Source organism: Hellea balneolensis DSM 19091 (assembly GCF_000428525.1).
GTDB lineage: Bacteria > Pseudomonadota > Alphaproteobacteria > Caulobacterales > Maricaulaceae > Hellea > Hellea balneolensis.
Map to the genome: position 1 here is coordinate 164,028 of NZ_AUAC01000007.1, position 22,874 is coordinate 186,901.

Consider the following 22,874-nt stretch of genomic DNA (forward strand, 5'->3'; position numbering starts at 1 on the left):
GAGACGCAAAGCTTGGAGCAGATTATGTCGCTTTAAGATCCAACACAGCATCGGTAATCCGCACAGCCGTCTCAAAAACCTCATCAATCCCCATAATGCTAGTCTCTATGAGGTGCGCATCTTCTGCCGCTTTTAACGGGGCCTCTTTGCGGGTTTTGTCTCGGTTATCGCGTTCTATTAATTGCGCAAGGACGGTCTCAAAAGTAATGTCTTCACCATATCCCATAAGTTCTGTATGGCGGCGTTGGGCCCGTATTTCGGCTTTGGCATCGACATAAAATTTCACATCGGCGTCGGGGCAGATAACGGTGCCGATATCGCGCCCATCAAGCACCGCGCCCTTGCTTGCAAAATCTCTTTGGAATTGGAAGAGGGCTTGACGCACCTCGGGATGGACTGCGACTTTGGAAGCATTGACGGCCACTTCGCCGCTTTTGAGGATGGGGTTATCAAGCTCTTGGCCTGTCAGGTCTTTCGCGGCTTTTGTGGCGTGCTCTGCATTTTCGGGGTCGCCGCTGGCTTTCATGACGGCATAACCCACAGCGCGGTAAAGCTTTCCCGTGTCCAGATAAGAGAGCCCGTAATGCGCGGCGAGGCGCTTGCCAAGCGTACCTTTACCGCTGGCAAAGGTGCCGTCTATGGCGATTACAATCATGCGGCGGGGGTGTCCGTTTGCGCGCCTTCAGTTCTAGCTTCTTTTATATTCGCGCCAAGCCCGTTCATAAGCTCGAAAAATGTTGGGAAGCTTGTGGCAATCATTTCACCATCATCAATGCTGACGGGCTGGGTCGCATTAAGGCCCAAAATAAGCGCAGACATAGCAATACGATGATCATGATGCGTGATAACGGTTCCGCCCCCCGCGACAGTCCCGCCTTTAACGGCAAAGCCGTCTTCATATTCGCTCGTTTCGACGCCATTAGCGGTTAGCAATGCAGTAGTCGCGCTGATGCGGTCGCTTTCTTTGACGCGCATTTCGCCAATGCCGCGCATAATCGTCGTGCCATTGGCATGGGCCGCCGCAATGGCAAGGATGGGATATTCATCGATCATGGATGGGGCGCGATTTTCCGGCACTGTCACGCCGTGCAGCTTGGAATGCTTCACATGAATATCGGCGATAATTTCGCCTCCTGAGGTACGAAAATTATCAGAGCGTAAATAGCCGCCCATTTCCGTCAATGTTTCAAACAGGCCAATGCGCGTCGGGTTCATCATAACGTTCTCGACAATTATATCAGAACCTGGCGTGGTCAACGCTGCGACAATCGGGAAAGCGGCTGAGGATGGATCGCCCGGCACATTCACATGCGCCGCTTTAAGCGTGACAGGGCCTTTGACGCTGACTTTGGCTCCGTCGCCTTGGGACTTGACGGTGACGTCCGCGCCGAAAGCCTTAAGCATGTTTTCCGTATGATCGCGCGATAATGTCGGCTCATTGACGGTTGTGATACCATTTGTATTAAGGCCTGCCAAAAGAATGGCTGATTTAACCTGTGCGCTGGCATGAGGCGGTGTGTAATCCAGCGGAGAAAGGTTGCCATTAGATGTAAGTGTCGCAGGAAGGCGGCCACCCTCTTGAGCGTCATATGTCACACCCATCTCAGAGAGAGGATCCAAGACACGGCCCATAGGACGCGCAGAAAGCGAGGCGTCGCCCGTAAATGTTACTGATAAATCATAACCTGCCGCCGCGCCCATAATCAGGCGCACGCCTGTTCCAGCATTGCCGCAATCTACATGGCCCGCCGGAGACGTAAAGCCTGTATCCCCGCAGCCCGTAATGCTCCAATCGCCATTGGCTTTACGCACTGCGCGTGCGCCAAAGTCCTGAACCGCCACGGCCGTGGCCAGAATATCTGCGCCTTCGAGCAAGCCGGACACAGTGGTTGTGCCCTCTGCCATCGCGCCCAAAATCAATGCGCGGTGCGATATGGATTTATCGCCGGGGGCGCGGACTGTTCCGCTAAGCGCCGCTGCGCGGTGGGAGGTAACTGACATCTATCTTCTTTCCGTCTTTATTGTCTGTTGACTCACCGCCCCTAAACGGTAAGACGCGCTTTTAGCGCTCAAAACAGATGGCGCAAGTGGCATATGTCACATGAAGAAGATTATAAGAGGTCCCTCATGGCAAAGAAGGCTGAACTTGGCGAAAAACGCGTCTGTCCTGAATGCGAAGCCAAATTTTATGATTTAACCCGCAATCCGGCGACATGTCCGATGTGCCAGCATAGCTTTGATCCGGCGGAGCTTGAGCCCAAGCCGATCATGCCGCTTGAGCCGCTCGCGCCCGAAAAAGATGACGACGAAGATGATGAAGGCGTGGAAAAGGCCGAAGTCGATGAAGACGATATCGATGAGGATGAAGAAGCCGCCAAAGAGCTTGAACTGGATGGCGATGATGTCGCTGTCATTGGCGGGACATCAGATGATGAAGATAAGCCTGAATTTGACGGTTTCCAAACGGATGAAGACGAAGATGAAGATGCAGCTCTTGTGGATGATGAGGATGAGAATGTCATGCCTCCGCCGGATGATGCTGATGATGATGACGACATCGAAGAAGTTGAAATCTAGTATAAATCATATTGACCAGCGCGCTGTGTAAGCTTACACAGCGCGAACCTTTTAAAGGGGCCTTAGCTCAGCTGGTAGAGCGCTTCGCTGGCAGCGAAGAGGTCAGGGGTTCGACTCCCCTAGGCTCCACCAATGCATACATATAAGTAATTGATATTGTTAGATATTTAACAGAAATATCAATTCTACCCTATAGTCTACCATACAAAGTATGGTTTGCTGATGGCATTCCATTGTCAATTCGCTTTCAGAATTTTCATCCGCCGTATCAATTTCTGTAAGTGACTACACCCCCTATGGGCCAATAAGATACCTAAACCGCGTATGGCCTATGTATATACGTCCTTCTCTCACGTTCGCCATATTTTTTTGGATAGTTTTTCGGTAGAAATTTTGAGGTGAACTTTTAGTCATCCCCAAGGTTTGATAGAAAGAAATAAGCTGGTGAAATAACTGCAATAATCAGAGCTCCACCATCATTAATCATCCACTTCGATACTGCATTACCTCCAAAGTATTCCATTGCTTGAGCGAAACTGAACCAGCCCATAGCTCCCGCAATCAGTAAGATTGTTAAAATAAACCAGTCATTGCTAACATTTTTATTCGTTGTCTTTCGATCAATGTCATCAAAAAATAGATGAGCGAATGGCATGAACCACAAAAACAAGCCCCCAAAAAGCATGAATACATATGCAATGGCTATTGAAGAATGATCCATTTTATAATCCCGATATGAAGTTATATTCATAGGTAATAGGTTCATTAAAGGGAAATCATATAAGGAATTGAGCTGAAACTGCACTATTATGCACCATACAGCCGTAATTTACTTCGAAAGACGTCCTCACTGGCCATAAGCGCCGCTATAAAAACACCTTAAAAACTAGGCATAGCTTTATGTTCTTGCTGGTGAATGGCTTCTTTAGAGCGGATTGACGCTCAAAACTTATATGCGGTGGTAATCCCAAGGAGATACGCAATTCAATCACCACACTATCTATGCAGGCTACACTCCTTAGAATTGATTTAAATGAGCAGTCCTTGGTTCAAGACTGCTTCTAGGTTTGATCAAACGGATGAAATACTCCTGCATTGTATATTCCATCGCCCTTAAAATCAGCCCGACTAATTTTTTCGTTTAACTTAGAACCAGGTGAAATCAATTTTGTTAGCTTAATGCCGATACCATTGATTTCATCTGTGACGTCCGCCTCACCTTCAGGCAACATAGCCTCAACACGAGAAGATATTTCAAACAAACGCTCACAAAGTTCTTGGCCAGAGGCAAACCGGTCACCTTGTTTTTTTAATATCTTATCCTGTTTATCAAAAGACTTGTAGAAATTAACAGCCAAAAAGATTACCAGTATTAACAGTAATATATGTAATTCATCCATACCAACTCCAAACAACTTTATAAAAAGCGATAACATTTAGCCTAGCATTAAAACACGCTGAATTTAAAGCCTCGCTAAAAGGGTATGGTAATTACATGTGTATAGTTGGCGAGACTGTGAAGATTGCCCATAGTTTAACAGGCTAATCTGTATTGCGCTTTTTTGGCCGATTTGAGCCTGATGGTTTCATAGGTGATACTGGCCTTTTCACCAGTGGAACTACGTTTTGTTTTTGCTTGCCGTTCAGATGAAGCAATATGACCTTCAATTCTTTCTCAGAGAGCTTTCTAAAGTCTCTTGTGCCAACAGGAAGTCGATCACCTTTAAGAGCGGGTTTCATTGATAAAGCTGTGAGCTCGTATTCTCTAGCAAGGCGTTTTTGAGCAAAGGTGCTTTCTTGCCTGACTTTGATGAAACCTAACGCAATAAGTTCCCGAAGGGCTCTGGCCCCTGTTGCATTAGACTTTCGAATTATAGCCCCAGCGTCCCGCGTTGCCATAGCTATTTGGCCATTGTTGCGGCCATTGTAGAGCGTTCTCATGTGAAAATATACAGATCTCGCATTTGGCGAGAGGGCCTTGTAAGCGAGGCATTTATATTCCCAATCTTCTATCCTTAGATAGCGGGGCTTGTTTTCTTTCTTATTATTACGCATGTTTGTTTAAATCCTTTTCAATAGGGGTTTCAGAAGCCTCGGATTGTTTGAACGCGACCGGGGCTTCATCTTTGTTTTGTGAATGTTTAGATTGAGCGTGAAAGGGATTTCTACCCATCCGCATTGGCCAGAGTGGGCAGTCGGTTAAATGACACTTGTTGACTTCGCTTATCACGCCGTTGCTGCATCCCACACAATGCGCCCTTATAGCCTTCAGTGGGTTCTTTGGGTGTCCTAGGGCCTCTAGCTGCTGATAGGATAAATTTTGAGGGGCTACCCCAATGTTTTCACCCCTATCGGCGATGATAGGACTGGGCCTTACATACGGGTTTTCCATCATGCCGCCTCATCGGTTGGAAGGTTTGTGAGGTAGCTTTCAAGCTCGCTTACGAGAATGAGCGTGCGCTTGCCACATTTCCTCGGTGTAAGGTCACCTGATTTGAATAGTTTGTAGAGGGTTGAGCGTCCTAGTCCTGATAGCTCGCAAGCTTCAGGGATTGTTACTGATATTTTTGCCATATTTGTCTCCAATGGTGCATGTGAACATCTGGAGATAGTCACGGATAAAAGACAAAACACTTGGCAAAAAATGTTTTTTTCGTGCTAATAGAAGGGAGGTGGAGTTGAAAGAAATATTTTATATTTCCTTATGTCACGTCTGCCCTTAGAAATTGACCTTAAGAGTTCCTCTTTACGTTTTTCATTCTTTATCTTGATTTGCTCATCAAGCTCTTTATCGGTAAATTCTTGTAGTTCACGCTTATATTTCTTTTGATAATCAGCTTTGGAGTATGCCTTAAGATTGACATGCTTTTCTATATATAAAAAACTATCGTGCAGCGCGGTGCCGAACGACCTGTAGAAATAATCATTGTAGATTGCCAGCGCATTTTCGTCCGTGACCTGTAAGATTTTACTACCCTCTATTGTGCCGTTTACCTGTATCTTGCATCTGATATCCTTAGAACTTGGTTGGAGAATGTTATCCACCATTCTATCTTGTCTGTTAATCTGATTGATTAGTAGAGCTCTAAGAACGGGTTTTTTTAATTCAGCTGGCTTTTTAGGAGCGCCTTTTGCGGGTTTTTTTTGTTCCGATCTGGTCTCAATGATTTGCTCCAGCCTATTCTCAAGCATTTTATTTGTATTGATTAGAATATGCCACTCGATAGGAAAGAAGAATTTAGCATAAAGCTTATTGAGGTTATCCATGAAGCCACACAACGTCACCAGAGTGAACGCCTGCGCAATAATCGTTCCAAGCTTCCATTAATTGTCTGCGCTTCTTTAATGCGTCTGAGCGCCTGTAGGACCTTTCTACCGCATCACCTACAGAATGCGACAGGGCGACCTCTGCTACCTCGCGAGGGAATTTTGTGCAGTCTCCTACCCAATCTCTGAATGTTGACCGGAAGCCATGGGTAGTAATATCACTGCGTCCCATTCGTTTTAAGGCCGTTAGCATGGCCATATTGGAAAGAGGTTTATCGCGCTGATTAGATTTAAAAACGTAATCGTCTGGACTTAGCTTAAGATCTGGCGATGGAATTTGCGCTTTCAATAATTCAATGGCCCAATCATTCAGGGGAACGGTATGAGGTTGGCCCGTTTTCATTCTATCAGCAGGTATCGACCATAAGGCCGCCTCCAAGTCTATTTCAGACCATTTGGCTAACCTTGCCTCATTGGTGCGAGCGGCAGTCATAATAACAAAGCCAAGCATATTTAAGGAGGTCGCCCCATGATTGGCAATTCTCTCTCGTAGTGTGGTTACAAAGTCTGGCATTTCCGCATAGGGCAGGCTGGAATAATGTTTTACCGTGTCCCGTTGCTTTGGCAGGATTTCTTTTAAGTGTCCTTTCCACCGCGCGGGATTATCGGCTTCGCGCCAGCCTTTAGCTTTTGCATAATCAATTATGGCTTCAATGCGATTGCGAGTGCGCCGTCCCGTTTCAGGGGTAGATACCCAAATTGGTTTGATTACTTTGAGCACATCATCTGTGCTAATCGTTTCAATGGGTTTGTTATGCAGGGGCTTACAATGCTCATAGGCGGTGCGCTCCCATTGATATTGGTTTTTTGCGTTGCCCTCGTGCAAATTTAGGCTTTCTAACTTGCCTTTAGCCGCATCTAAAAATGATCTTGGAGCCTTGGGTTTCAGAACCTGGGCGGGGTCATTACCATTGTTTATAGCAGACCTTACAATGGCCGCGCGTTTACGTGCATCACTCAAGCTAAACTTGCTGCCGCCGAGCCCGATTTCCCGCCTTATTCCATTCTGCATGTAAAGGTAGCTCCAGTTAATGCCTCCAGATGCAGTTATGACAGCGTATAGACCGCCACCATCAGCACATCTGGCGCGTTTGCCCTGCTTTTGTAGGCTCTTTATCTTGGCGGCTGTAAGTCGATTGAAAGTGGCCATAGTTCCTCGCAAATTAAGGGAAGTTATCTCTACCCTACAATTTACCCTACAAATATTCATGGGTAATGGCAAACTATAATGAACAGTTGCAGATGATAAATATAATAAAATGAACTATAACAGTTGTTTAACGGATTACAGCGGATGACAGCAAACGATAGTTAGAAGTCCCTAGGCTCCACCAAAAACCACAGTGTCGAACCGTTGGTTTTATCTCTCCTAAAATAGCAGCCTAGTTTCCGTGGGTTAGCGTGATGTGAGAGCCATTTTAGCTTTACAGAGACGTGTTATCACACCTTATAAGGCCCCTATTGCGGCATTGTCTCTCTCGCTATTTTGAGTGTCCCCTTCGGTGCGGGGGTGATGCAGTTGATTAGGGTGTGAACCCTAAATAAGCACGCTGTTCTGACCATAATATTGGCAAGGTATATCCATTTTTCAGACGGAGAGCTGTGAGATCTTCAGGCTGATTGCCAGTCAAAATACTCTTGACAATATCAGGTGCGGGATAGGCTAGAGGTAACATACGTTTGGCGTCTGCGTGATCTATTCCGTACGCTCGCCCAAAGTCTTTAATAGACGCAATAGATCCACTCTCTAAACCTTTCCGCAAAACATGTGCTTTCGCGACCAGCTTAATTAATACAGGGTCAGGTTTAGCGGCTTGTGGGTTCTGACCTCCAATTACCATCTTCATTTCCTGACCCCGCCGACGGATGGTCATAGGCTTAATCAGACAGAGTGGGATATCGCCAGTAAGTTTCATGCATAGGTCTCGTTCAAGCCCTTGAGTATTAAAGGTTATGCAAAGTTTATTCGCCTGTTGCTGACAAAAATTTTTATTGCAACAAGAAATTTGATTTAAAAGACTTTGGAGTCAGTTAAGTCATTGAAATAAATTTAATCTTATTTTTTAAAGTTTCTATAGATAGTTGGTTTTAGTTACGCTTCATCGTCAGGAGTTCAAAGTAATTTGTATATGAATTTTTCCTATAAGTTTCACTATTTTCACTTTTCCCCTAAACTTTTTTAGAAATCCCCCGATTGCTGATATGAAAGCAAGTTTTGATCGGCGGCATACCGCCTTGCTGCGGCTGCGTATGCAAAAACAGTTCCATTTAGCGGCATTTGAGTTCGTGTTGTCGGGTCAATTAACAACGCAAGTCCATAACCTGCTTGAATGTCGATAGCTCTCCCTGCTGTTAGAATTGCTGCAAAAGCCCATTGCAAAGTGAGCATGGTCATGACGCCAATGAACAACTCCCCCAAGATGATGCTAAATATGTCGTCCTCAAATATATCTCTGTTATATGTTTGAGTGGGGTTTACAGAGACAAGCCACATTGACAGAGCAAGTCCAAGCAAAACGCGGATGATGAGAGACACTCTTATAAGGGTAAAAGGCGGCGCAAAGGCTAAGGTTGGCGCAATTCTAAGGCTTAGAATAACGGAGGCAATTATCTGACGCGAAAGTTCATCCATCAGCGCTAGATGCCTCCCATAGACGGTATGTAACTATATAAAGACTTAGCAAAACCAGCTAGTCGTCCCAACATCCAAGGTCCTAATACTATCAACAGGAGCGCCGTGACCATAATTTTAGGAACATAACTCAAAGTTATTTCCTGCAACTGGGTTGTCACTTGAAAGATGCTAATCAGTAATCCAACTAAAAGTGTCGCGAGAAGGATAGGGGCCGCTATGTATAAGGCGTTCCAAACCATATCACTCAATAAATATATAGCCTGATCTGCTCCCATTTACTTTTAACCCTTTTTATATTGTAAGAGGAATTGTTGTAACTCTTAGGGTGTCGGTGCAATACTTAAATTCTGTAGGTTGTATCCTTAGGAGCAAATGCACCTAAACCAAGGGTATGGTCTAAGTCGTTGTCTAGGTTTAAATTCCCTGTTATTTTATCAGGGAAATTACTAGAAATAAGTGTATTTTCAGGAGGTTAAGGGCCTACGAATAGAAAAATGAGCATAGATTTTGGGTGATTCCCTGTAAATTCCCTTATATTAGGGTGTTTTACTGTGAGACTCGTTCGGCTGTAACTACGCCCTGCACCAAGGGAATTCTTGCGGCTTAAGCTATTATAGGTAATAGACTTCGCATGTTAAAAACACGACTTAAAAACATTTCGGCAAAATCCTGGCTAGCTTGGTCAGTTATCGGATTTATAGCTGTCTTTTTTGCTTATAGTGTTTTTGGGTCATATCCCTTAAATGTCGGGGCTTTTGATAATCCAAATTATATCAAAATGATCCTTAACGGGGAGTCTAATCTAATTCATGCGCCCGGATATCCCGTTATTCTGCACACGATTTCAAGTGTTTTTTTAGATATCCCTGCTTTTAATGATCGCTTTAATGCCGAGTGGCTAAGCTCTCTCAAAACGGCGCAAGTCGTGCTACATTTCATTCTTTTCATCATTTCAGTATTTTTAGCTTATAAAACCTTTGATGGAAAAGTTGCCGCTATCTTTGCTCTTTTCTGGGGAACCTCTTTTTTGTTTCTGGGGAACGTAAATGCCTCTGCCCCTGAGTGGCTTGAAGGACATTTCATCGTCATGAGCTTACTGCTCGTGATTTTTTCTCAAAAGCAAATGTCCCGTCGAAAATTTCTTACTTTGACTTTGGCGGGTTTTATATTTTCAGTAGGGTATCTGGTTAAATATAACGCTCTTACGGTTTTACCGGTCATCGTAGCTTATCTATTTTTAGGAGCTATCGATATTCGAAAAATATTTAAGAGCGTTCTACCTGTGACTAAAACCCTCGTTATATTTTTGCTGCCTGCTTTTTTACTGGTGGCAAGTTTTAAACATTTTTATCACGTCAAAACCACTGAAACTACCAAATTATCGCTTGATCATGCTTGGGTCTTAACAACCTCATTACCGCCGCATTATTTCAAAAATAAGCCTGAAGAGATGAATGAAATCGCTTTACGGTTTACAGCTCTAATAGCCGTTACTCCGCCTGATTATTTCAGAGCTGGTGCCCATCATGATATAAGTTATGGCATTAAGGGCCCAGAAAAGGCGCAATATGATGCGCTCTTTGAAAAAATTATGGACACACCGCGTGATGAACTTATTGCCTTGATCAGGCAGAACGGGATACCTGAGAAAATTTCTAATTTTACGTCATCTGTTCCGATGAATTATTACTATGGATTAGAGCGCACAGATAAGCTCGGTATCCGTTTATTCTTGGAAGCTATTTTTAAAGATACGGGGCCTGTTGTCGAATATGCCTTTTTAAAATTTGACAGATATCTCATTCAGGCTTTTACATTACGGCAACTCCCGACATTTGAGAAACCCTTACGATTAGAGTTATCCCCCAAAACTGATAACCCAAATAATGTTTCTTTAATTTACCCTGAAGCTCCGGCTCAACCTTGGTTTTTTCCATATTATAATCCTGAAGTTCAGATCAAATCCTTTGGACCGCAATTCATAGATAAAACGGCAAAGGTCACGCACCACTTGCCCCTTTGGGTTATTCTGACTTTGCTAGCCGCTTTTGGTATAATTATTGATGCAATAAAGTCGCGGCGCCTCAAAGGATGCTTGGTTATGCTCAGCGTAATGTCTTTTGCTTGCGCGTCTTTCCTATTGCTGGGCATTAGGTCAAAAGAGGCGATTGCGATATCGCCGACTTATTTTCTGTTTCTGGCTATTGGCTTGGTCTTTATATATAATCTTGTGAAGGAAATCCTAAAGCGTTTTAAAAAGAGACCTGTTCCAAAGGTATCAAAGTAATTGCTGCGCAAGAACAGTTAGAAATATAACGCCTCCCAGAGCCAAGCTAGTCTTATCTTTTGCTGCGAATAATACTGGATCATCATTTAATTCGCCACGATGGGCCAGAAGCCAAACACGCATAAGCCAATAAAGCGCTAGACTGCCTACTATAAGAACTGAAATAGGCGATGACAGTACGGGTTGCTCCGCTATGACGCCGTAGATAACAAATGAGAGCATGGTCATTGCTGTAGCGGTCATGCCAAATCCAAGAATGACTGGCTTGTCAGCCATGACATAACCTCGTCCTGATATTTGTCCTCCACCCGTCATTTTCACAAGTTCAGTGTATCGCTTAACTAAAGCGAGGCTAAGGAAAAACGTTACTATGAAGCTTACGAGCCATGGCGACAAAGCTGCTCCAATAATTGCTGCGCCAGCTACAACCCTAATCAAAAATAAAAAAGCAAGGACCATAACATCAAGAATAGGGACACGTTTTAAAATTATCGAATAAACTAATGTGATCACAAAATAGACAAATAAGACTAAGGTAAAAGCTGAAGGTAATAAGAGCGTTAGTCCTATAGCGCCAATCAACAAAGCCGTCATACTTAGGAGGGCATCTGGGATACTTAGGAGCCCGCTTGCAAGGGGGCGTGATTTTTTACTACTATGATTGCGATCGCTGTGAATATCTAAAAGGTCATTGAAAATATAAGTGCTGCTAGCGAGAAATCCCATGGCCAGAAACCCTAAACAAAGATTGAGTATATCTGCCGATGTCGCTTTCGATATCGCGAGTATGGGAACAAGAAAAATAAGAAGATTTTTAGCCCATTGATGTAACCGCATGGCCCTATATATTGCTTCTATTGGTGTGTGTCGTTCCTCCAAAATCTCTACACCATCTCCATTTTGGCATGTTATATCCGAGGTTACCTTTGGCGGCGCTATGGCGTACCCTTTGTAACAGCCAGGCCAGACAACCAAGTCTTGTGATGAATTCCCAACGTAATCGAAACCGTCCGGATAACGCTCTTGTAGAAAGCGTAGTTTGTTTTCAGACGTCATATTATAGTCGTCAGTTGTGCTGTGCGAGTTTGATATCCAAGAAAATTCAGCTTCAATTTGAGTTATGAAGTCAGTATGAGAGCCTGAGCATAAAATGACATTGCGGCCCTCCGAATGGACCTTTTCCGCAAGGTCTGTCACAGTTTTTATATAAGGTAAATTTTTAGCTTGAATATCTTTGCCGACCAAGCCGATCATGTAAGATTTCATTTTGGCTTTAGAAGTTAAACCTAAAGATATGCATTTAAAGATTTTGAGCGGGTGCTCACAAGCAGTTTTCAAAAAAAGCTCATGGGTCAAATCATTACGAATAAGTGTGCCATCTACATCCAGAACCAAAGGTATTGAAGAACTCATTTAATATATCCAAAGCCATTTAAGTGGCGCCTTCCTGAGCGCCGAAAAGCCCTTATAGAGTTTTAAATGCGTGAATGAAGGGGAAATATATAAGTTTTAAAAAGTGTTCGGATGCCTGAGTAGTTTCAGTGCTTAGTTAACAAGCTCTAAGATAGTCAAAGTCTGTGATCCGACATAAGCCAGTAAAACAGGCCTGACCCACCCTGATAAAAGAGTCCCTGTAAACAAGGCTCGTCCGGGAATGGAAAAGGCAGAGCAGGTTAAAACACAAACACAAGAGGGAATCACAGGCACGAGACGAAGTACGCAAACAGATTTTAACGGATGGAGCTGAAACCTTTCGGCTAACTCAAGTGCCTTTCCATTCTTTATAATACGTTGATATGCGTAATTTTGTCCCTTTGGCGCCGTCCAAATATACAATGCGTAGCTTGAAAGGCATAGGGCTGAAAATTGAACAACCCCCGCAATAGGGCCCCACAAAAATCCCGCTACAAGAATAGTAAAAGATCCCAAAGGCGCTACTGTTAGGAAAAGAAAAAAACAACCCAAAAAAAGTAATGTCAAACCAAGAGGCTCGGGCCAAGCTTGTATATAACTCGCCAGTCTTTGTGCGGTTTCCGCTGTTCCATATCCTAAAAAATGCGCGGCGAGAGCTAATAAAAAGCTTACAACAATTATTAGGCTGACTTTATACCAAAACATCAGAGCGCAACGGACGGATTATGTCAGTGGTTTTTGCGCGACGATAAAAAATTGTTTTCCCAGAAGTTTCCAAATGAGAGGAACCTTAAGATATATTTTGACCAACAAAGGGTGCGTAGGTAGAGCGCCTTGGGTTGTATAGGGCAGAAATTTATCGATAGACATTTCGATTTCGAACCCTTTCAGGCGCAGGGCTTCTCCGAGAGACAAATGAGTAAGCCCCAAATGGTGATCGTAAAAGTCCCAATATTCCCCTGCTAAATAGCGCAGATTGGGTCCCATTATGATGAATTTCCCACCCGGTTTGAGAGCTGAAAAAACTTCACCTATGACGGTGTCGAGCGCATCTTTGTCAGGTAAGTGTTCCAAAAAGTTTGATGTGAAAGCTCTATCGATTTCATTATTACATACACGGCTGAGTTCAGTTGCCGAGCAGTAATTAAACTCTACATCAGAGTTTAAATACGCTTTGGCGTCCATATTCAAATCAACCGTAATTTTGCGCTTAGATTTGATGTTGTTGGAAAATTCCCCGTACCCGCAGGCAACATCGAGCACGACATCATTCTCGCTGATATATTTTGAGAAGAAGTCTTCACATAACACTTTCCAAATCGCATTTTTTCGCGGGAGTTCTTCTTCTGAGAACCGTATTTTATAAAGCTCTGAAAGCTCTCGGCTTTGGGTAAGGGTATCACTCATCTGTCAGCTTTCTAATGGTTTTCTTTGAATGCAAAAAATTTATATATTAAAAAAGTGGCTAGCATAGGTATGGGTATTGCCAAACCATGAGCCAAATTACCAGAATGTGTGTGCAAACCCAAATCACGTAGAAACTTTTCTATGAGAATCGAAAAAGTCCATACAACTGGAAAAAATGCCAGATTGACGATTGCAAAATCTCGGGCTTGGGGGGCCCGACTTTTATCTGAATTCGGAAATACATATATTGCGTTTAAAACGAAGGCCACAGCCATTCCTATGATATATGCAATCGCCACTGACCAAGAAAAAGTTAGCCAAATATTCAAGATATATCGCGCCGCCCAGTGCAGCCCGGCTGAGGTTGTTCCTACGAATAAAAACCTCAAAAATTGCCGCGTGAAAAAATGCTTAATCATTACGCAATAAGGCATTCTTGGCCATGCGGCGGCCAAGCCCAATACTTTCCGATATACCTCTATCTTCAGGATAATAATAGCATGTATCTGCAATCTGAAGCCCTTGAAATGGCGTTTGAATTGGCGGCAGCATATCAAGAAAGTTAGGATAGCAAATAGGCTGCGCATATTTAAGGCGGCTGACTTGAGTCGCTAAGATATCTTCTTTGTTTATGGAAGGGTTAGCGGCGGTGATAGCACCAAAGGCTTCGTCCAAAAGGTCATCATCTGTCCAGGTCCAGCGATCATTATCGGTCGGCATGTAGTAAGGCACATAGACAATATGACCGTCTTTTAGAGGACGCAATCGTGAAAATTCGATAATGCCGGGAACAGCCAAACTCTCGTCAATTGTATTTAACCAAAAATTTTCTGTTACTGACTTTTTTAATTTAAATATCAAACATGCTACGCCGATGTTCGGAATGGCGTCATAATTGGATTTAAGCTCCGTAGGTAGACTAGGTACGAGTTTTGAAATAAAGGGTGTCGGCACGGTCGAAATAACGTTTTTGCTTTTCACAAATTTAGAGCCTATTTTCACACCGCTAACATACGCGCCATCTGTTACGATTTCTGTTGCTGGAGCGCCAAGACTAACATGCCCGCCCAACGTTTTTATTTTAGAAACCAAAGCCGATACGAGTGTTTCTGTGCCACCTTCCAAATATCCTAATTCTTCTTGAAGTAACGACTTTCGAGAAAGGCCAATACGCCGTATGCGTGTGCCGATCCATGTTGCACTAATTTTATCAGTGTAGTCATAGAATTTTAGATAAAACAAGCGGTTCCAGAGTTTGTTATACCCGTTTTCGCCAAGCCAAGCTTTTAGCCATTCGGGGGCTGTTAAAGGTTCAACTTTGTCCCAACTTCTGCGTCTTGTGCACCAGAAAGCCAAAAGGCCGTATCGTATTTTTTCAATCAGATTTAATTTTGGAAATCCAAGTAGAGCAAAAGGGTTACCCCACTCATAGAGAGCACCTTGATAATAGTAGCCCATTTTTGTTTCGCGCCATTTAAGTTTATCAAAGATATCGAGTTCTTTGAAGAGTTCGAAACTATCGTAATCTGTTTTACATATGAAATGATAGTATCTTTCCAGTGATAACCCATCAAAATCAAAATGAGCGGCCATACCCCCGGGGACATTATCGGCTTCAAAAAGAGCGACTGTACTGCCGGCTTTCGCCGCTTCATAAGCAGCGGCTAAGCCCATAGCCCCGGCCCCAATGACAATGAGGTCATATGTGTCGGATGTCGTCATCTCTGCCTCTAAAAAGCTAATGTAATATTTGAATAATCAGGGTCCGTATAGGCCTCCTTTACAGCCTCAGCAAAGGGCGTTGCTGTTACATTAAAGCGGTTTGGCCAGTCTATGACAGGGAATTCCTCAGGTATTATCAGTGCTTCAAGTTGAGCTGTGGTAAAGGGAGGTGTTTTGGTGAGCATAACCGCTATTTTTAACAGCGCATAAAAAACACTATATGGAATTTTTATAATAGCTGTACGTACGCCCGTTTGTTTTTTTATTATGCGAATGAGATCAATATAGTTTATTTTCTCTTGTCCTGAGATATCAAGAACTTCTCGATCTGGCTGTTGTTCCATGCATGCCATAATAACTTTACAAAAATCACCTGCGTAAAGAGGTTGCCGAACATATCGTCCATGCCCTGGAATAGGAAATACGGGAACTTTCTCCATGAATCGTCTCAGCCATCCCAGATGTTTTCTGTCAAACCACCCAAACATTAATGTAGGCCGCAAAACACAATACGGTCCTTTCCAGTTTTTGACGATGTCTTCCTGCTGCGTTTTAGAGCGCGTATAGAAGTCATCCGCCTCGGAGTTTACGACTGAAGAGGATATATGCACGATATAAGGTGGTTTATTACCCGAGCAGGCTTCAAGAATATTGCGGGTTGCAACAACATTATTTCGGTCAAAATCTTCATAAAATAAGCCGCCTATTTGGGCTTGATTCAATATGACGATATCCGCACCTTTAAATGCCTCTTGCCATTTACCGGGAGTGGCTAAATCAGTTTCGACACAATCAATATCCGGGTGTATTTTCCGAAAAATATCTGTGTTTAGGGCGTGTTTATCAAAGCCAACAACATTTGTATATCCTGCGCGCTTCAAACGCAGGCAGAGGTTTTGCCCGATAAGCCCTGATGCTCCCGTTACGATGATTTTTGCGTTTAATGGAAGAAATGTTTGAGCTTTTAGAGCACTCATGATCATAATCCGGTTTTATGGAATGCGAAACGTGGAGTCATGCGAATGAGTAATAGAATGAAGCGCCAAAACCATGGCGCGTATATTTTACGCTTCCCGCGGAACACGGCTTTTAAAGTAATTTTTGCTATTTTTTCAGGACTGGCCCACAAAAGACCGCCTTTATCAAGGTGATCAGTCATAGGTGTGTCAATAAAACCGGGTTTAACCAAAAGAATATTGATTTTTGCACCTTTAAATCGCGCGGCACGGTGAGCCATACCGTCACAGAAAATCTCTAACGCGCCTTTGGCGGTACCATAATGGTAATTTGATTGGCGTCCGCGGTCTCCAGCAACTGATCCAATAACTGTGATTTGACCGGAACCTTTATAAGCAAAATGGTCAAAAGCTTTCTCGGCCCACATTGCTGCTGATACAAAATTTGTGTTTAATGAGGCCAAGAATTTTTGAGAGTCTTTTTGAGTTTTGAGCTGGTCTCCCAACAGACCGTAAGCCAAAAATACTTCGCTAATGTTATGGCCCATAGACGTCACAGCATTCCAATTCTTATCCAAGATAGCTGTATCACTAAGGTCGCAGACATGTATATCAACAGGTTTTTTTGTCCGTGCAGCCAAATCGGCTTGATTTAGTTTTAATTTATCAGAGTTGCGCCCGACTAAAATAATAGGCTTCCCTTCAGAGGCTCTTAAACGCGCATAAGCCAAAGCGACAGCTGATGTACCCCCCAGCACTAAGAGGCTATTGGCATCTTGATTATTTGGTTTCGGCATAGTGTTTTCTCTTTTGCGTCATTTATGAGACTTGTTTTTTACGAAGTTGTTTGACTGACTCTGCGCCAAAAAGAAGATGAAAATTTAGGATCTCTCATGGCCTCCAATTTCGTCCACTGAGGAAAGGCGGTTTGAAATGTCTGCGCTGACATACGGCCGTCTTTAGCAGGATAGGTGCGTCCGTTATGCTTAAGGACACAAGCATCTAACCGCTCTAAAAGCTGTCGTGTTTTTTGGCCTTTATTCGCAAAATCTAATGCCAGACTGACACCTTTTCCGGGACGGCAGAAACTCATAGTACCTGGAGAATACTCCGGACCGTGAAGTTTTAACACAGCGAGAAAAGAGCCTTGTTTCGATTCTTTTATGATATCTAGAAGATCACCTATTCCTTCTTTCGATCTTTCAAGCGGGATAAGGCTTTGGTGTTGAAAAAAGCCTGCTTTTCCGTAAAGCCGATTCCAGTGGTTAATTCCGTCCAAAGGATAGAAGAACGAGTCGTAATGGCTGCGGCCTTTCATGCGCGCCCCCGGACGCCATCTATATAGAAAATTAAAGGCTGTGATAGAAAAACGGTTTAGAAATAAAGCGGGCGTTACGAACGGCCAGGTGGCAATATGATCATCTCGATGAATATCCAAAGCTCCATAGTTAGAGAATTTTGCCCGTGTAAAGATACCGCGGCCCTGTTTGGATTTCGGAGCAAAGCAATCTATCCAAGCGACGGTATATGGCCACTTTGCGCTTTCTTCGCTTAAACTAAAAAACTCATCTAATGAGGTATAGGGGATGTTTTCAGTTTCAAGATATGAAGACTCGATGGGTTTTAACTTAAACTCGACCCAATTTATAAATCCGGTTAATCCCAAACCACCAATTGTCATGTTAAAGAGCTTTTTTTGCGTTCTTGGTGAACATATTACTGTTTTCCTATCTGAGCGTGTTAGGGATAGGCGCATAATATGTGCGCCAAGACTGCCTACTTTATGATGATTTTTACCGTGGACATCATTTGCGACCGCACCGCCAAGGGTCACATATTTGGTGCCTGGTGTGACAGGCAAGAACCATCCTTGAGGAACGCTCACACGTAGAATTTCCTCCAAAGTAATTCCAGCACGGGCTTTTATAATCCCGGTTTGAGTATCGAAATCAAGTATATGATTTTGTCTTGTTGTCTGAAATATAACGCCGCCTTTATTTAGGCCGCTATCGCCATAAGAACGCCCCATACCATGGGCAAGGAGCATGCCATTATCTGAGCTTTCAGCAATGGTTAAAAGATTCGGATCTGCGAAATAATCGGCCCTGACAACATTACAGTATTTGTCGTTTATACGACCCCAACTTAAAACAGGTTTCATAACTTCACTGGACTATCGGAAGAATACAGAGATGCTTGCATAGTTTTGCCTTATAGAGTCTTCCTGCAACTGTCTTTACTTTTAGAAACATAAAAGCATATTTATGGGATTTGAAAGTATCTGCGACAAAGTTATTAATCACGTTAGTATTTCATAGTTATCTGTGAAACCGTAAAATATAGTAAATAAAATTAAAGGCTCTTGCTGCTGATAAACATGACTATGTGATATGTCCCCTGGTTTTGTAGACTCTTTGCAAGGTAAAACTGCAAGCAAGGAGAATGTCTTATGGGCAAGCATATATGCTATAGCATAACTCACATTATAACAATTATGCTTATTTAAATCTGAGCTAATCCATTGCGGTGTACCTAAAGCTTTGATAGCGATATTCCCATAATAAATTGGGATATCTGCTATGCGCTACTTTTTTGATTTTGATCTCAACCCATTGGGGCTTGGGGCTAATACAGGCTGGGCAAATTCAGGAATTTTTACGGATAGCGTTCTTTTAAGCCCAGCACTCAATGACTTCACAGTCTCTGCGCCTACAAATGATCCGGCCCATATGAACGGCGACGTGCCGGCCGACGCTTCGACGGGTGCCGTATTGGCTGTGGATGGGGCCGATTATGTCGGTGAGTTTGATTTTGTGGGCGATACAGACTGGATTGCTATCAACATCGCAGCAGATGAATTAGTGCGTATTGAGGCCCTCTCAGACGGGCTTGTTTTTACGTCTATATTTACGGTTGTCGATGCGGCCGGGACAGTTATCAAAAACAGCTCGACAGTTGATTTCGTAAATTCCTTTTCTTACGTGGAATTGACAACTAGCGGCACGTATTACGTTAATATTTCCGATGATCCTATGGATGGGGAAGAAATAGGAAATTACACCTTACGCGCTACCTCCTTAACAGATGATCATCGCGGTACATCAAACACACTGAGTACAATCGCAAATGATACGCCTGAGACTGGGTCTATTGAGTATATAACGGATGATGACTGGTTTTTATATGAAGCGGATGCCGCGGGGGATTTAGATGTCACTGTGACCTTTGATGGCGGCGGGGCCGGCGGTAACATTCTGGTCAGAGTTATTGACAATACGGGCACGGTCATTGAAACATTTCCAACAAATTCATCAACAACAACAGGCGGAACAGTTACGCTACCATCTTCTGGGACATTCTATATCTCAGTCAGCCTCATAAATGATGATCAAGGTATTGGCGGGACTTATACACTCGACGCATCAGGGCCTGTCTCCCTCTTTACCCAAGGTGACGATGTGGTGGATGGGACAGCAGGGGCTGACATCTTCGAAGCCCTCGGCGGTAATGACATCGTGAACGGGCTTGGAGGAAATGATAATATTGATGGCGGTACAGGCAATGATACGCTTAATGGCGGAACAGGAAATGATACCCTTTTTGGCGGCGAAGGTGATGACATCATCAATGGTAATGGCGGCAGTGATATTATACTGGGGAGTTTAGGTGCCGATATTATAAATGGTGGTGCTGGCGGTATTGATAGCGTAGATTATCGCGGTGCATCATCACGGGTTGAACTAGACGCTATTAACGGAGGAACGACCGGACTCGCGGCAGGGGATACCTATTCTGAAATTGAATATATCTATCTTTCTGACTTTGATGACATAATTCTGGGCGCCGGATCACTCTCGCGTGTTTTTGGCGGCGAAGGTAATGATATTATTGACGCCAGAACAGGAACCCTTGACCCGACTCTATTTGGCGGGAGCGGCGATGATGTAATCTATCTTGGGGTTGGGGAAGACAGTGCCCGCGGAGATGCAGGAGACGACATAATTTTTGGTAATTATGGACCTAACAGCCTTAATGGAGGGTCTGGTTTTGATACCGTCAATTATTCTGCCTCGCAAATTGATGAAGGTGCGGGCCTTAATCTTGTAACTGGCGGCTTTTTCGGTATCGCATTTCAGGACAGCTATGTTGGTATTGAGAACGCGGTTGGAACAGACTTTGACGACACTATTATAGGGTCTTCTCTTGCCAACACATTATCAGGTTTGGCTGGTGATGACCTCCTCGAAGGCGCCGCTGGAAATGACATATTGGATGGCGGAGATGGGATAGATATTGCTGCATTCTCAGGTAACGCGGCAGATTATACAGTTGTCAATAATGGCAACGCTATGTTCACCGTGACGCATAATGCTAATTCTGATGGCACGGATATGCTTTCCAATATAGAGTTTTTACGCTTTGCCGACGGAGATGTGGAATTGCCAGCAAGTCCTATATTCACGGAAGGCGATGATGCGCTTGATGGTTCAGCTGGGGATGATGTGCTGGATGCGCTCGGCGGGAATGATATCGTCAACGGACTTGGAGGAGATGACATCATATTTGGCCGCAGCGGGCAAGATGTTCTCAGCGGCGGTTCAGGGGACGATACTCTGGAAGGCGGCCAAGACAATGACATGTTGGATGGAGGTGATGACACCGACACGGCTGTCTTTGCAAATGCCTTTGCTGATTATACAATAATAGAAAATAGTGACGGTAGTTTTACGATTACCGATACTCTCGGAACAGACGGAACTGACAGCTTGGTCAACATCGAATTTGCGCAATTCTCTGATCAAATATTCGATCTCTCTCAATTACCGCCTGTTTTCACTGAAGGTAATGATCTAGCGGACGGGACGAGCGGCGACGATATTCTGGATGCACTTGGCGGAAATGATCGCGTCAATGGGCTAGAGGGAAATGACACTATTTTTGGTCGTGATGGAAATGATAATCTGACCGGCGGGGCTGGCAATGATATTCTTAATGGAGGCGATGGAGCCGATACACTTATTGGTGGGTCAGGCGCTGACGTTTTAAATGGTGGGGAAGGTTTTGATACTGTCGATTATCGCGGCAGCGTCAGTGCTTCTGTCCGTTTTAACGTCGATACAGGCGGTACATTAGGCGATGCATCGGGTGATACCTTTACTGGTGTTGAGCGCTATTATCTAACTAATTTTGGTGATGTCGTTACAGGTTCAGATGCGAATGAGTTTTTCTTCGGTGAAGATGGCAATGACCAAATCAATGGAGGCGGCGGAATTGATCGTATCTATGGCGGTGATGGTGATGACATTCAGCGCGGCCAGGACGGCAATGATACGCTTTACGGCTCAAATGGCGAAGATCAACTCAATGGCGGCGCCGGATTTGATATCGCGAATTACTCCAATGCACCTGAACGCGTTTGGGCCTTTTTAGAGACGAACGGCTCATTCAGCTATGCTAGCGGAGATACTTACTTTGGCATTGAAGCCGTTTATGGTTCAAATTTTGATGACTGGTTGCGAGGCAATTCAGGAAGCAATGAACTCCGCGGAGGATTAGGTGACGACATGCTTTGGGGCGGAGCCGGCAATGACAGGCTTTATGGCGGAGCAGGGGAGGATAGTCTGCGCGGGCAAGACGGTATAGATATCGCTATTTATACAACGGCTAATGCAGCGGTTGTGCTTGACTTGACCATCGGCGGGACGGCGGGTGAAGCCGCGGGCGATACATTCTCTGGTATTGAGTGGGTTTGGGGGTCCAATTTCGATGATAATATTACCGGTGATTTTCGAGATAACCGCCTGGAAGGCCGCAATGGTGACGATACCTTAAACGGGGAAGGCGGGAATGACCGCCTGCTGGGCGGCGACGGTAATGACATCATTGATGGGGGCGATGGTGTTGATACCATTTTCGGTCAAGACGGCGATGACATCATGAGCGGCGGCGCGGGGAATGATTTCTTCTTTGGCGGCGCAGGGGCAGACAGTCACGATGGAGGCGATGGAACGGATTCTGTCTCTTATCTCGCGTCTGGCCCTATCGCGATACAAAACGGCATCGGCGTAGGCGGCGACGCTGCGGGGGATACATATACAAATATAGAACGCTATTTTGGCTCGTCAGGCGATGATATTATCAATGCTTCAGGCGTCTTGCTTGGTAATGGCGGGAATGATTATCTGCTGGGGATGAACGGCTCGAATGATAGCCTCAATGGCGGTGCGGGACTTGATACCTTCGCTTATGATGTTACGGGCGGCGGCGCCGATGTTATCCAAGGCTTTTTTATCAACGAACAGATTTCAATATTGGGCGGGGACCCTGACTTTGATACCGAGGCTGAAATCCTGGCTGTAGGCACGGATGCGGGCGCCAATGTCATCTTTGATTTTGGAAATGGAAACACACTCACCATTGTCGGGGTAAACCTTGCGGACTTGCCAAGTAACACCTTCACCTTTGAAGGCCCGTTATTTTCAGAACCACTGGATGACCCCAACGCCTTCGCAGCAGATATCAATGAAGTCTTCGATATGGACGCGCTGAT

The 22,874-nt window shown here is 44.3% G+C and carries 22 protein-coding genes and 1 tRNA gene; 4 read left to right on the plus strand and 19 right to left on the minus strand.

All coding sequences use genetic code 11. The annotated features are described in order from the left end of the window. Positions 1–22: 22 nt before the first annotated feature. Together cmk and aroA are read right to left on the minus strand one after the other, a co-directional pair. Positions 23–655, minus strand: a complete 633-nt coding sequence (gene cmk, locus F569_RS0112630) for a (d)CMP kinase (protein ID WP_026942496.1) — start codon at positions 653–655, stop codon at positions 23–25. Continuing rightward, positions 652–2,001 (minus strand): 3-phosphoshikimate 1-carboxyvinyltransferase, encoded by a 1,350-nt coding sequence (gene aroA / locus F569_RS17995; RefSeq protein ID WP_051279868.1) that lies wholly within the window; start codon positions 1,999–2,001, stop codon positions 652–654. The genes cmk and aroA overlap by 4 nt, the downstream gene beginning before the upstream one ends. A 126-nt stretch (positions 2,002–2,127) precedes the next feature. Between aroA and F569_RS0112640 the strand changes: the two genes are divergently transcribed. Next, positions 2,128–2,577, plus strand: coding sequence for an FYDLN acid domain-containing protein (locus F569_RS0112640; protein ID WP_026942497.1), 450 nt, complete (start codon positions 2,128–2,130; stop codon positions 2,575–2,577). A 56-nt stretch (positions 2,578–2,633) separates the two neighbouring features. Further along, a tRNA-Ala gene (locus F569_RS0112645) sits at positions 2,634–2,709 on the plus strand. A gap of 274 nt (positions 2,710–2,983) precedes the next feature. Here F569_RS0112645 and F569_RS0112650 read toward each other — a convergent pair. From F569_RS0112650 to fliQ, 9 genes are all read right to left on the minus strand, one after another. Beyond that, a complete protein-coding gene (locus tag F569_RS0112650; RefSeq protein ID WP_034388831.1) occupies positions 2,984–3,298 on the minus strand; it encodes a hypothetical protein in 315 nt (104 codons plus the stop codon). 340 nt (positions 3,299–3,638) lie between these two features. Further along, a complete protein-coding gene (locus F569_RS0112655; protein ID WP_026942499.1) occupies positions 3,639–3,977 on the minus strand; it encodes a hypothetical protein in 339 nt (112 codons plus the stop codon). 142 nt (positions 3,978–4,119) lie between these two features. Then, complete coding sequence (locus F569_RS0112660) at positions 4,120–4,632, minus strand: hypothetical protein (protein WP_026942500.1); 513 nt, start codon at positions 4,630–4,632, stop codon at positions 4,120–4,122. A gap of 336 nt (positions 4,633–4,968) precedes the next feature. Then, positions 4,969–5,151, minus strand: coding sequence for a helix-turn-helix domain-containing protein (locus tag F569_RS0112670; RefSeq protein ID WP_034388835.1), 183 nt, complete (start codon positions 5,149–5,151; stop codon positions 4,969–4,971). An 84-nt stretch (positions 5,152–5,235) separates the two neighbouring features. Then, positions 5,236–5,844 carry a hypothetical protein gene (locus F569_RS0112675; RefSeq protein WP_026942502.1) on the minus strand — a complete coding sequence of 203 codons (609 nt, stop codon included), beginning with the start codon at positions 5,842–5,844 and terminating at the stop codon, positions 5,236–5,238. Next, on the minus strand, positions 5,837–7,054 hold the full coding sequence (locus tag F569_RS0112680) for a tyrosine-type recombinase/integrase (protein WP_026942503.1): 1,218 nt from the start codon (positions 7,052–7,054) through the stop codon (positions 5,837–5,839). The genes F569_RS0112675 and F569_RS0112680 overlap by 8 nt, the downstream gene beginning before the upstream one ends. A 373-nt stretch (positions 7,055–7,427) precedes the next feature. Continuing rightward, on the minus strand, positions 7,428–7,820 hold the full coding sequence (locus tag F569_RS18005; RefSeq protein ID WP_051279870.1) for a hypothetical protein: 393 nt from the start codon (positions 7,818–7,820) through the stop codon (positions 7,428–7,430). A gap of 263 nt (positions 7,821–8,083) precedes the next feature. Further along, positions 8,084–8,536 (minus strand): flagellar biosynthetic protein FliR, encoded by a 453-nt coding sequence (locus F569_RS0112690; protein WP_026942504.1) that lies wholly within the window; start codon positions 8,534–8,536, stop codon positions 8,084–8,086. Between the two features lie 5 nt (positions 8,537–8,541). Further along, positions 8,542–8,814, minus strand: coding sequence for a flagellar biosynthesis protein FliQ (fliQ, locus tag F569_RS0112695; RefSeq protein WP_026942505.1), 273 nt, complete (start codon positions 8,812–8,814; stop codon positions 8,542–8,544). Between the two features lie 356 nt (positions 8,815–9,170). On the opposite strand from fliQ, the gene F569_RS0112700 reads away from it, so the two are divergent. Continuing rightward, entirely contained in the window at positions 9,171–10,826 is a 1,656-nt protein-coding gene (locus F569_RS0112700) for a glycosyltransferase family 39 protein (protein WP_026942506.1), read from the plus strand. Here the strand turns inward: F569_RS0112700 and F569_RS0112705 are convergent. The 8 genes from F569_RS0112705 to F569_RS18010 form a co-directional block, all read right to left on the minus strand. Next, entirely contained in the window at positions 10,818–12,221 is a 1,404-nt protein-coding gene (locus F569_RS0112705) for a UbiA family prenyltransferase (RefSeq protein ID WP_162143783.1), read from the minus strand. The two genes, F569_RS0112700 and F569_RS0112705, sit on opposite strands and share 9 nt — an antisense overlap. Before the next feature lie 150 nt (positions 12,222–12,371). After that, the gene (locus F569_RS20080; protein WP_026942508.1) at positions 12,372–12,944 is read right to left on the minus strand and encodes a VTT domain-containing protein; all 573 of its coding nucleotides are present in this window, start codon (positions 12,942–12,944) and stop codon (positions 12,372–12,374) included. Positions 12,945–12,962: 18 nt separating this feature from the next. After that, the gene (locus tag F569_RS0112715; RefSeq protein WP_026942509.1) at positions 12,963–13,646 is read right to left on the minus strand and encodes a class I SAM-dependent methyltransferase; all 684 of its coding nucleotides are present in this window, start codon (positions 13,644–13,646) and stop codon (positions 12,963–12,965) included. Between the two features lie 11 nt (positions 13,647–13,657). Then, positions 13,658–14,080: a GtrA family protein gene (locus tag F569_RS20085; protein ID WP_084169017.1), complete on the minus strand. Its 423-nt coding sequence runs from the start codon at positions 14,078–14,080 to the stop codon at positions 13,658–13,660. Then, complete coding sequence (locus F569_RS0112725) at positions 14,058–15,368, minus strand: NAD(P)/FAD-dependent oxidoreductase (RefSeq protein WP_026942511.1); 1,311 nt, start codon at positions 15,366–15,368, stop codon at positions 14,058–14,060. Before F569_RS0112725 ends, F569_RS20085 begins: the two co-directional genes overlap by 23 nt. 8 nt (positions 15,369–15,376) lie before the next feature. Beyond that, complete coding sequence (locus tag F569_RS0112730; protein ID WP_034388904.1) at positions 15,377–16,345, minus strand: NAD-dependent epimerase/dehydratase family protein; 969 nt, start codon at positions 16,343–16,345, stop codon at positions 15,377–15,379. 2 nt (positions 16,346–16,347) lie between these two features. Beyond that, the gene (locus tag F569_RS0112735) at positions 16,348–17,121 is read right to left on the minus strand and encodes an SDR family NAD(P)-dependent oxidoreductase (RefSeq protein ID WP_026942513.1); all 774 of its coding nucleotides are present in this window, start codon (positions 17,119–17,121) and stop codon (positions 16,348–16,350) included. Positions 17,122–17,159: 38 nt separating this feature from the next. Further along, on the minus strand, positions 17,160–18,485 hold the full coding sequence (locus tag F569_RS18010) for an FAD-binding oxidoreductase (RefSeq protein WP_034388837.1): 1,326 nt from the start codon (positions 18,483–18,485) through the stop codon (positions 17,160–17,162). A 418-nt stretch (positions 18,486–18,903) separates the two neighbouring features. On the opposite strand from F569_RS18010, the gene F569_RS19590 reads away from it, so the two are divergent. Further along, the coding region (locus F569_RS19590) for a beta strand repeat-containing protein (protein WP_026942514.1) at positions 18,904–22,874 on the plus strand (3,971 nt) is incomplete at its 3' end.

Bases quoted from the DNA above. Each gene is read 5' to 3' on its own strand.
- cmk (WP_026942496.1), bottom strand. From the start codon at position 655: ATGATTGTAATCGCCATAGACGGCACCTTTGCCAGCGGTAAAGGTACG.
- aroA (WP_051279868.1), bottom strand. From the start codon at position 2,001: ATGTCAGTTACCTCCCACCGCGCAGCGGCGCTTAGCGGAACAGTCCGC.
- F569_RS0112640 (WP_026942497.1), top strand. From the start codon at position 2,128: ATGGCAAAGAAGGCTGAACTTGGCGAAAAACGCGTCTGTCCTGAATGC.
- F569_RS0112650 (WP_034388831.1), bottom strand. From the start codon at position 3,298: ATGGATCATTCTTCAATAGCCATTGCATATGTATTCATGCTTTTTGGG.
- F569_RS0112655 (WP_026942499.1), bottom strand. From the start codon at position 3,977: ATGGATGAATTACATATATTACTGTTAATACTGGTAATCTTTTTGGCT.
- F569_RS0112660 (WP_026942500.1), bottom strand. From the start codon at position 4,632: ATGCGTAATAATAAGAAAGAAAACAAGCCCCGCTATCTAAGGATAGAA.
- F569_RS0112670 (WP_034388835.1), bottom strand. From the start codon at position 5,151: ATGGCAAAAATATCAGTAACAATCCCTGAAGCTTGCGAGCTATCAGGA.
- F569_RS0112675 (WP_026942502.1), bottom strand. From the start codon at position 5,844: ATGGATAACCTCAATAAGCTTTATGCTAAATTCTTCTTTCCTATCGAG.
- F569_RS0112680 (WP_026942503.1), bottom strand. From the start codon at position 7,054: ATGGCCACTTTCAATCGACTTACAGCCGCCAAGATAAAGAGCCTACAA.
- F569_RS18005 (WP_051279870.1), bottom strand. From the start codon at position 7,820: ATGAAACTTACTGGCGATATCCCACTCTGTCTGATTAAGCCTATGACC.
- F569_RS0112690 (WP_026942504.1), bottom strand. From the start codon at position 8,536: ATGGATGAACTTTCGCGTCAGATAATTGCCTCCGTTATTCTAAGCCTT.
- fliQ (WP_026942505.1), bottom strand. From the start codon at position 8,814: ATGGGAGCAGATCAGGCTATATATTTATTGAGTGATATGGTTTGGAAC.
- F569_RS0112700 (WP_026942506.1), top strand. From the start codon at position 9,171: ATGTTAAAAACACGACTTAAAAACATTTCGGCAAAATCCTGGCTAGCT.
- F569_RS20080 (WP_026942508.1), bottom strand. From the start codon at position 12,944: ATGTTTTGGTATAAAGTCAGCCTAATAATTGTTGTAAGCTTTTTATTA.
- F569_RS0112715 (WP_026942509.1), bottom strand. From the start codon at position 13,646: ATGAGTGATACCCTTACCCAAAGCCGAGAGCTTTCAGAGCTTTATAAA.
- F569_RS20085 (WP_084169017.1), bottom strand. From the start codon at position 14,080: ATGCCTTATTGCGTAATGATTAAGCATTTTTTCACGCGGCAATTTTTG.
- F569_RS0112725 (WP_026942511.1), bottom strand. From the start codon at position 15,368: ATGACGACATCCGACACATATGACCTCATTGTCATTGGGGCCGGGGCT.
- F569_RS0112730 (WP_034388904.1), bottom strand. From the start codon at position 16,345: ATGAGTGCTCTAAAAGCTCAAACATTTCTTCCATTAAACGCAAAAATC.
- F569_RS0112735 (WP_026942513.1), bottom strand. From the start codon at position 17,121: ATGCCGAAACCAAATAATCAAGATGCCAATAGCCTCTTAGTGCTGGGG.
- F569_RS18010 (WP_034388837.1), bottom strand. From the start codon at position 18,485: ATGAAACCTGTTTTAAGTTGGGGTCGTATAAACGACAAATACTGTAAT.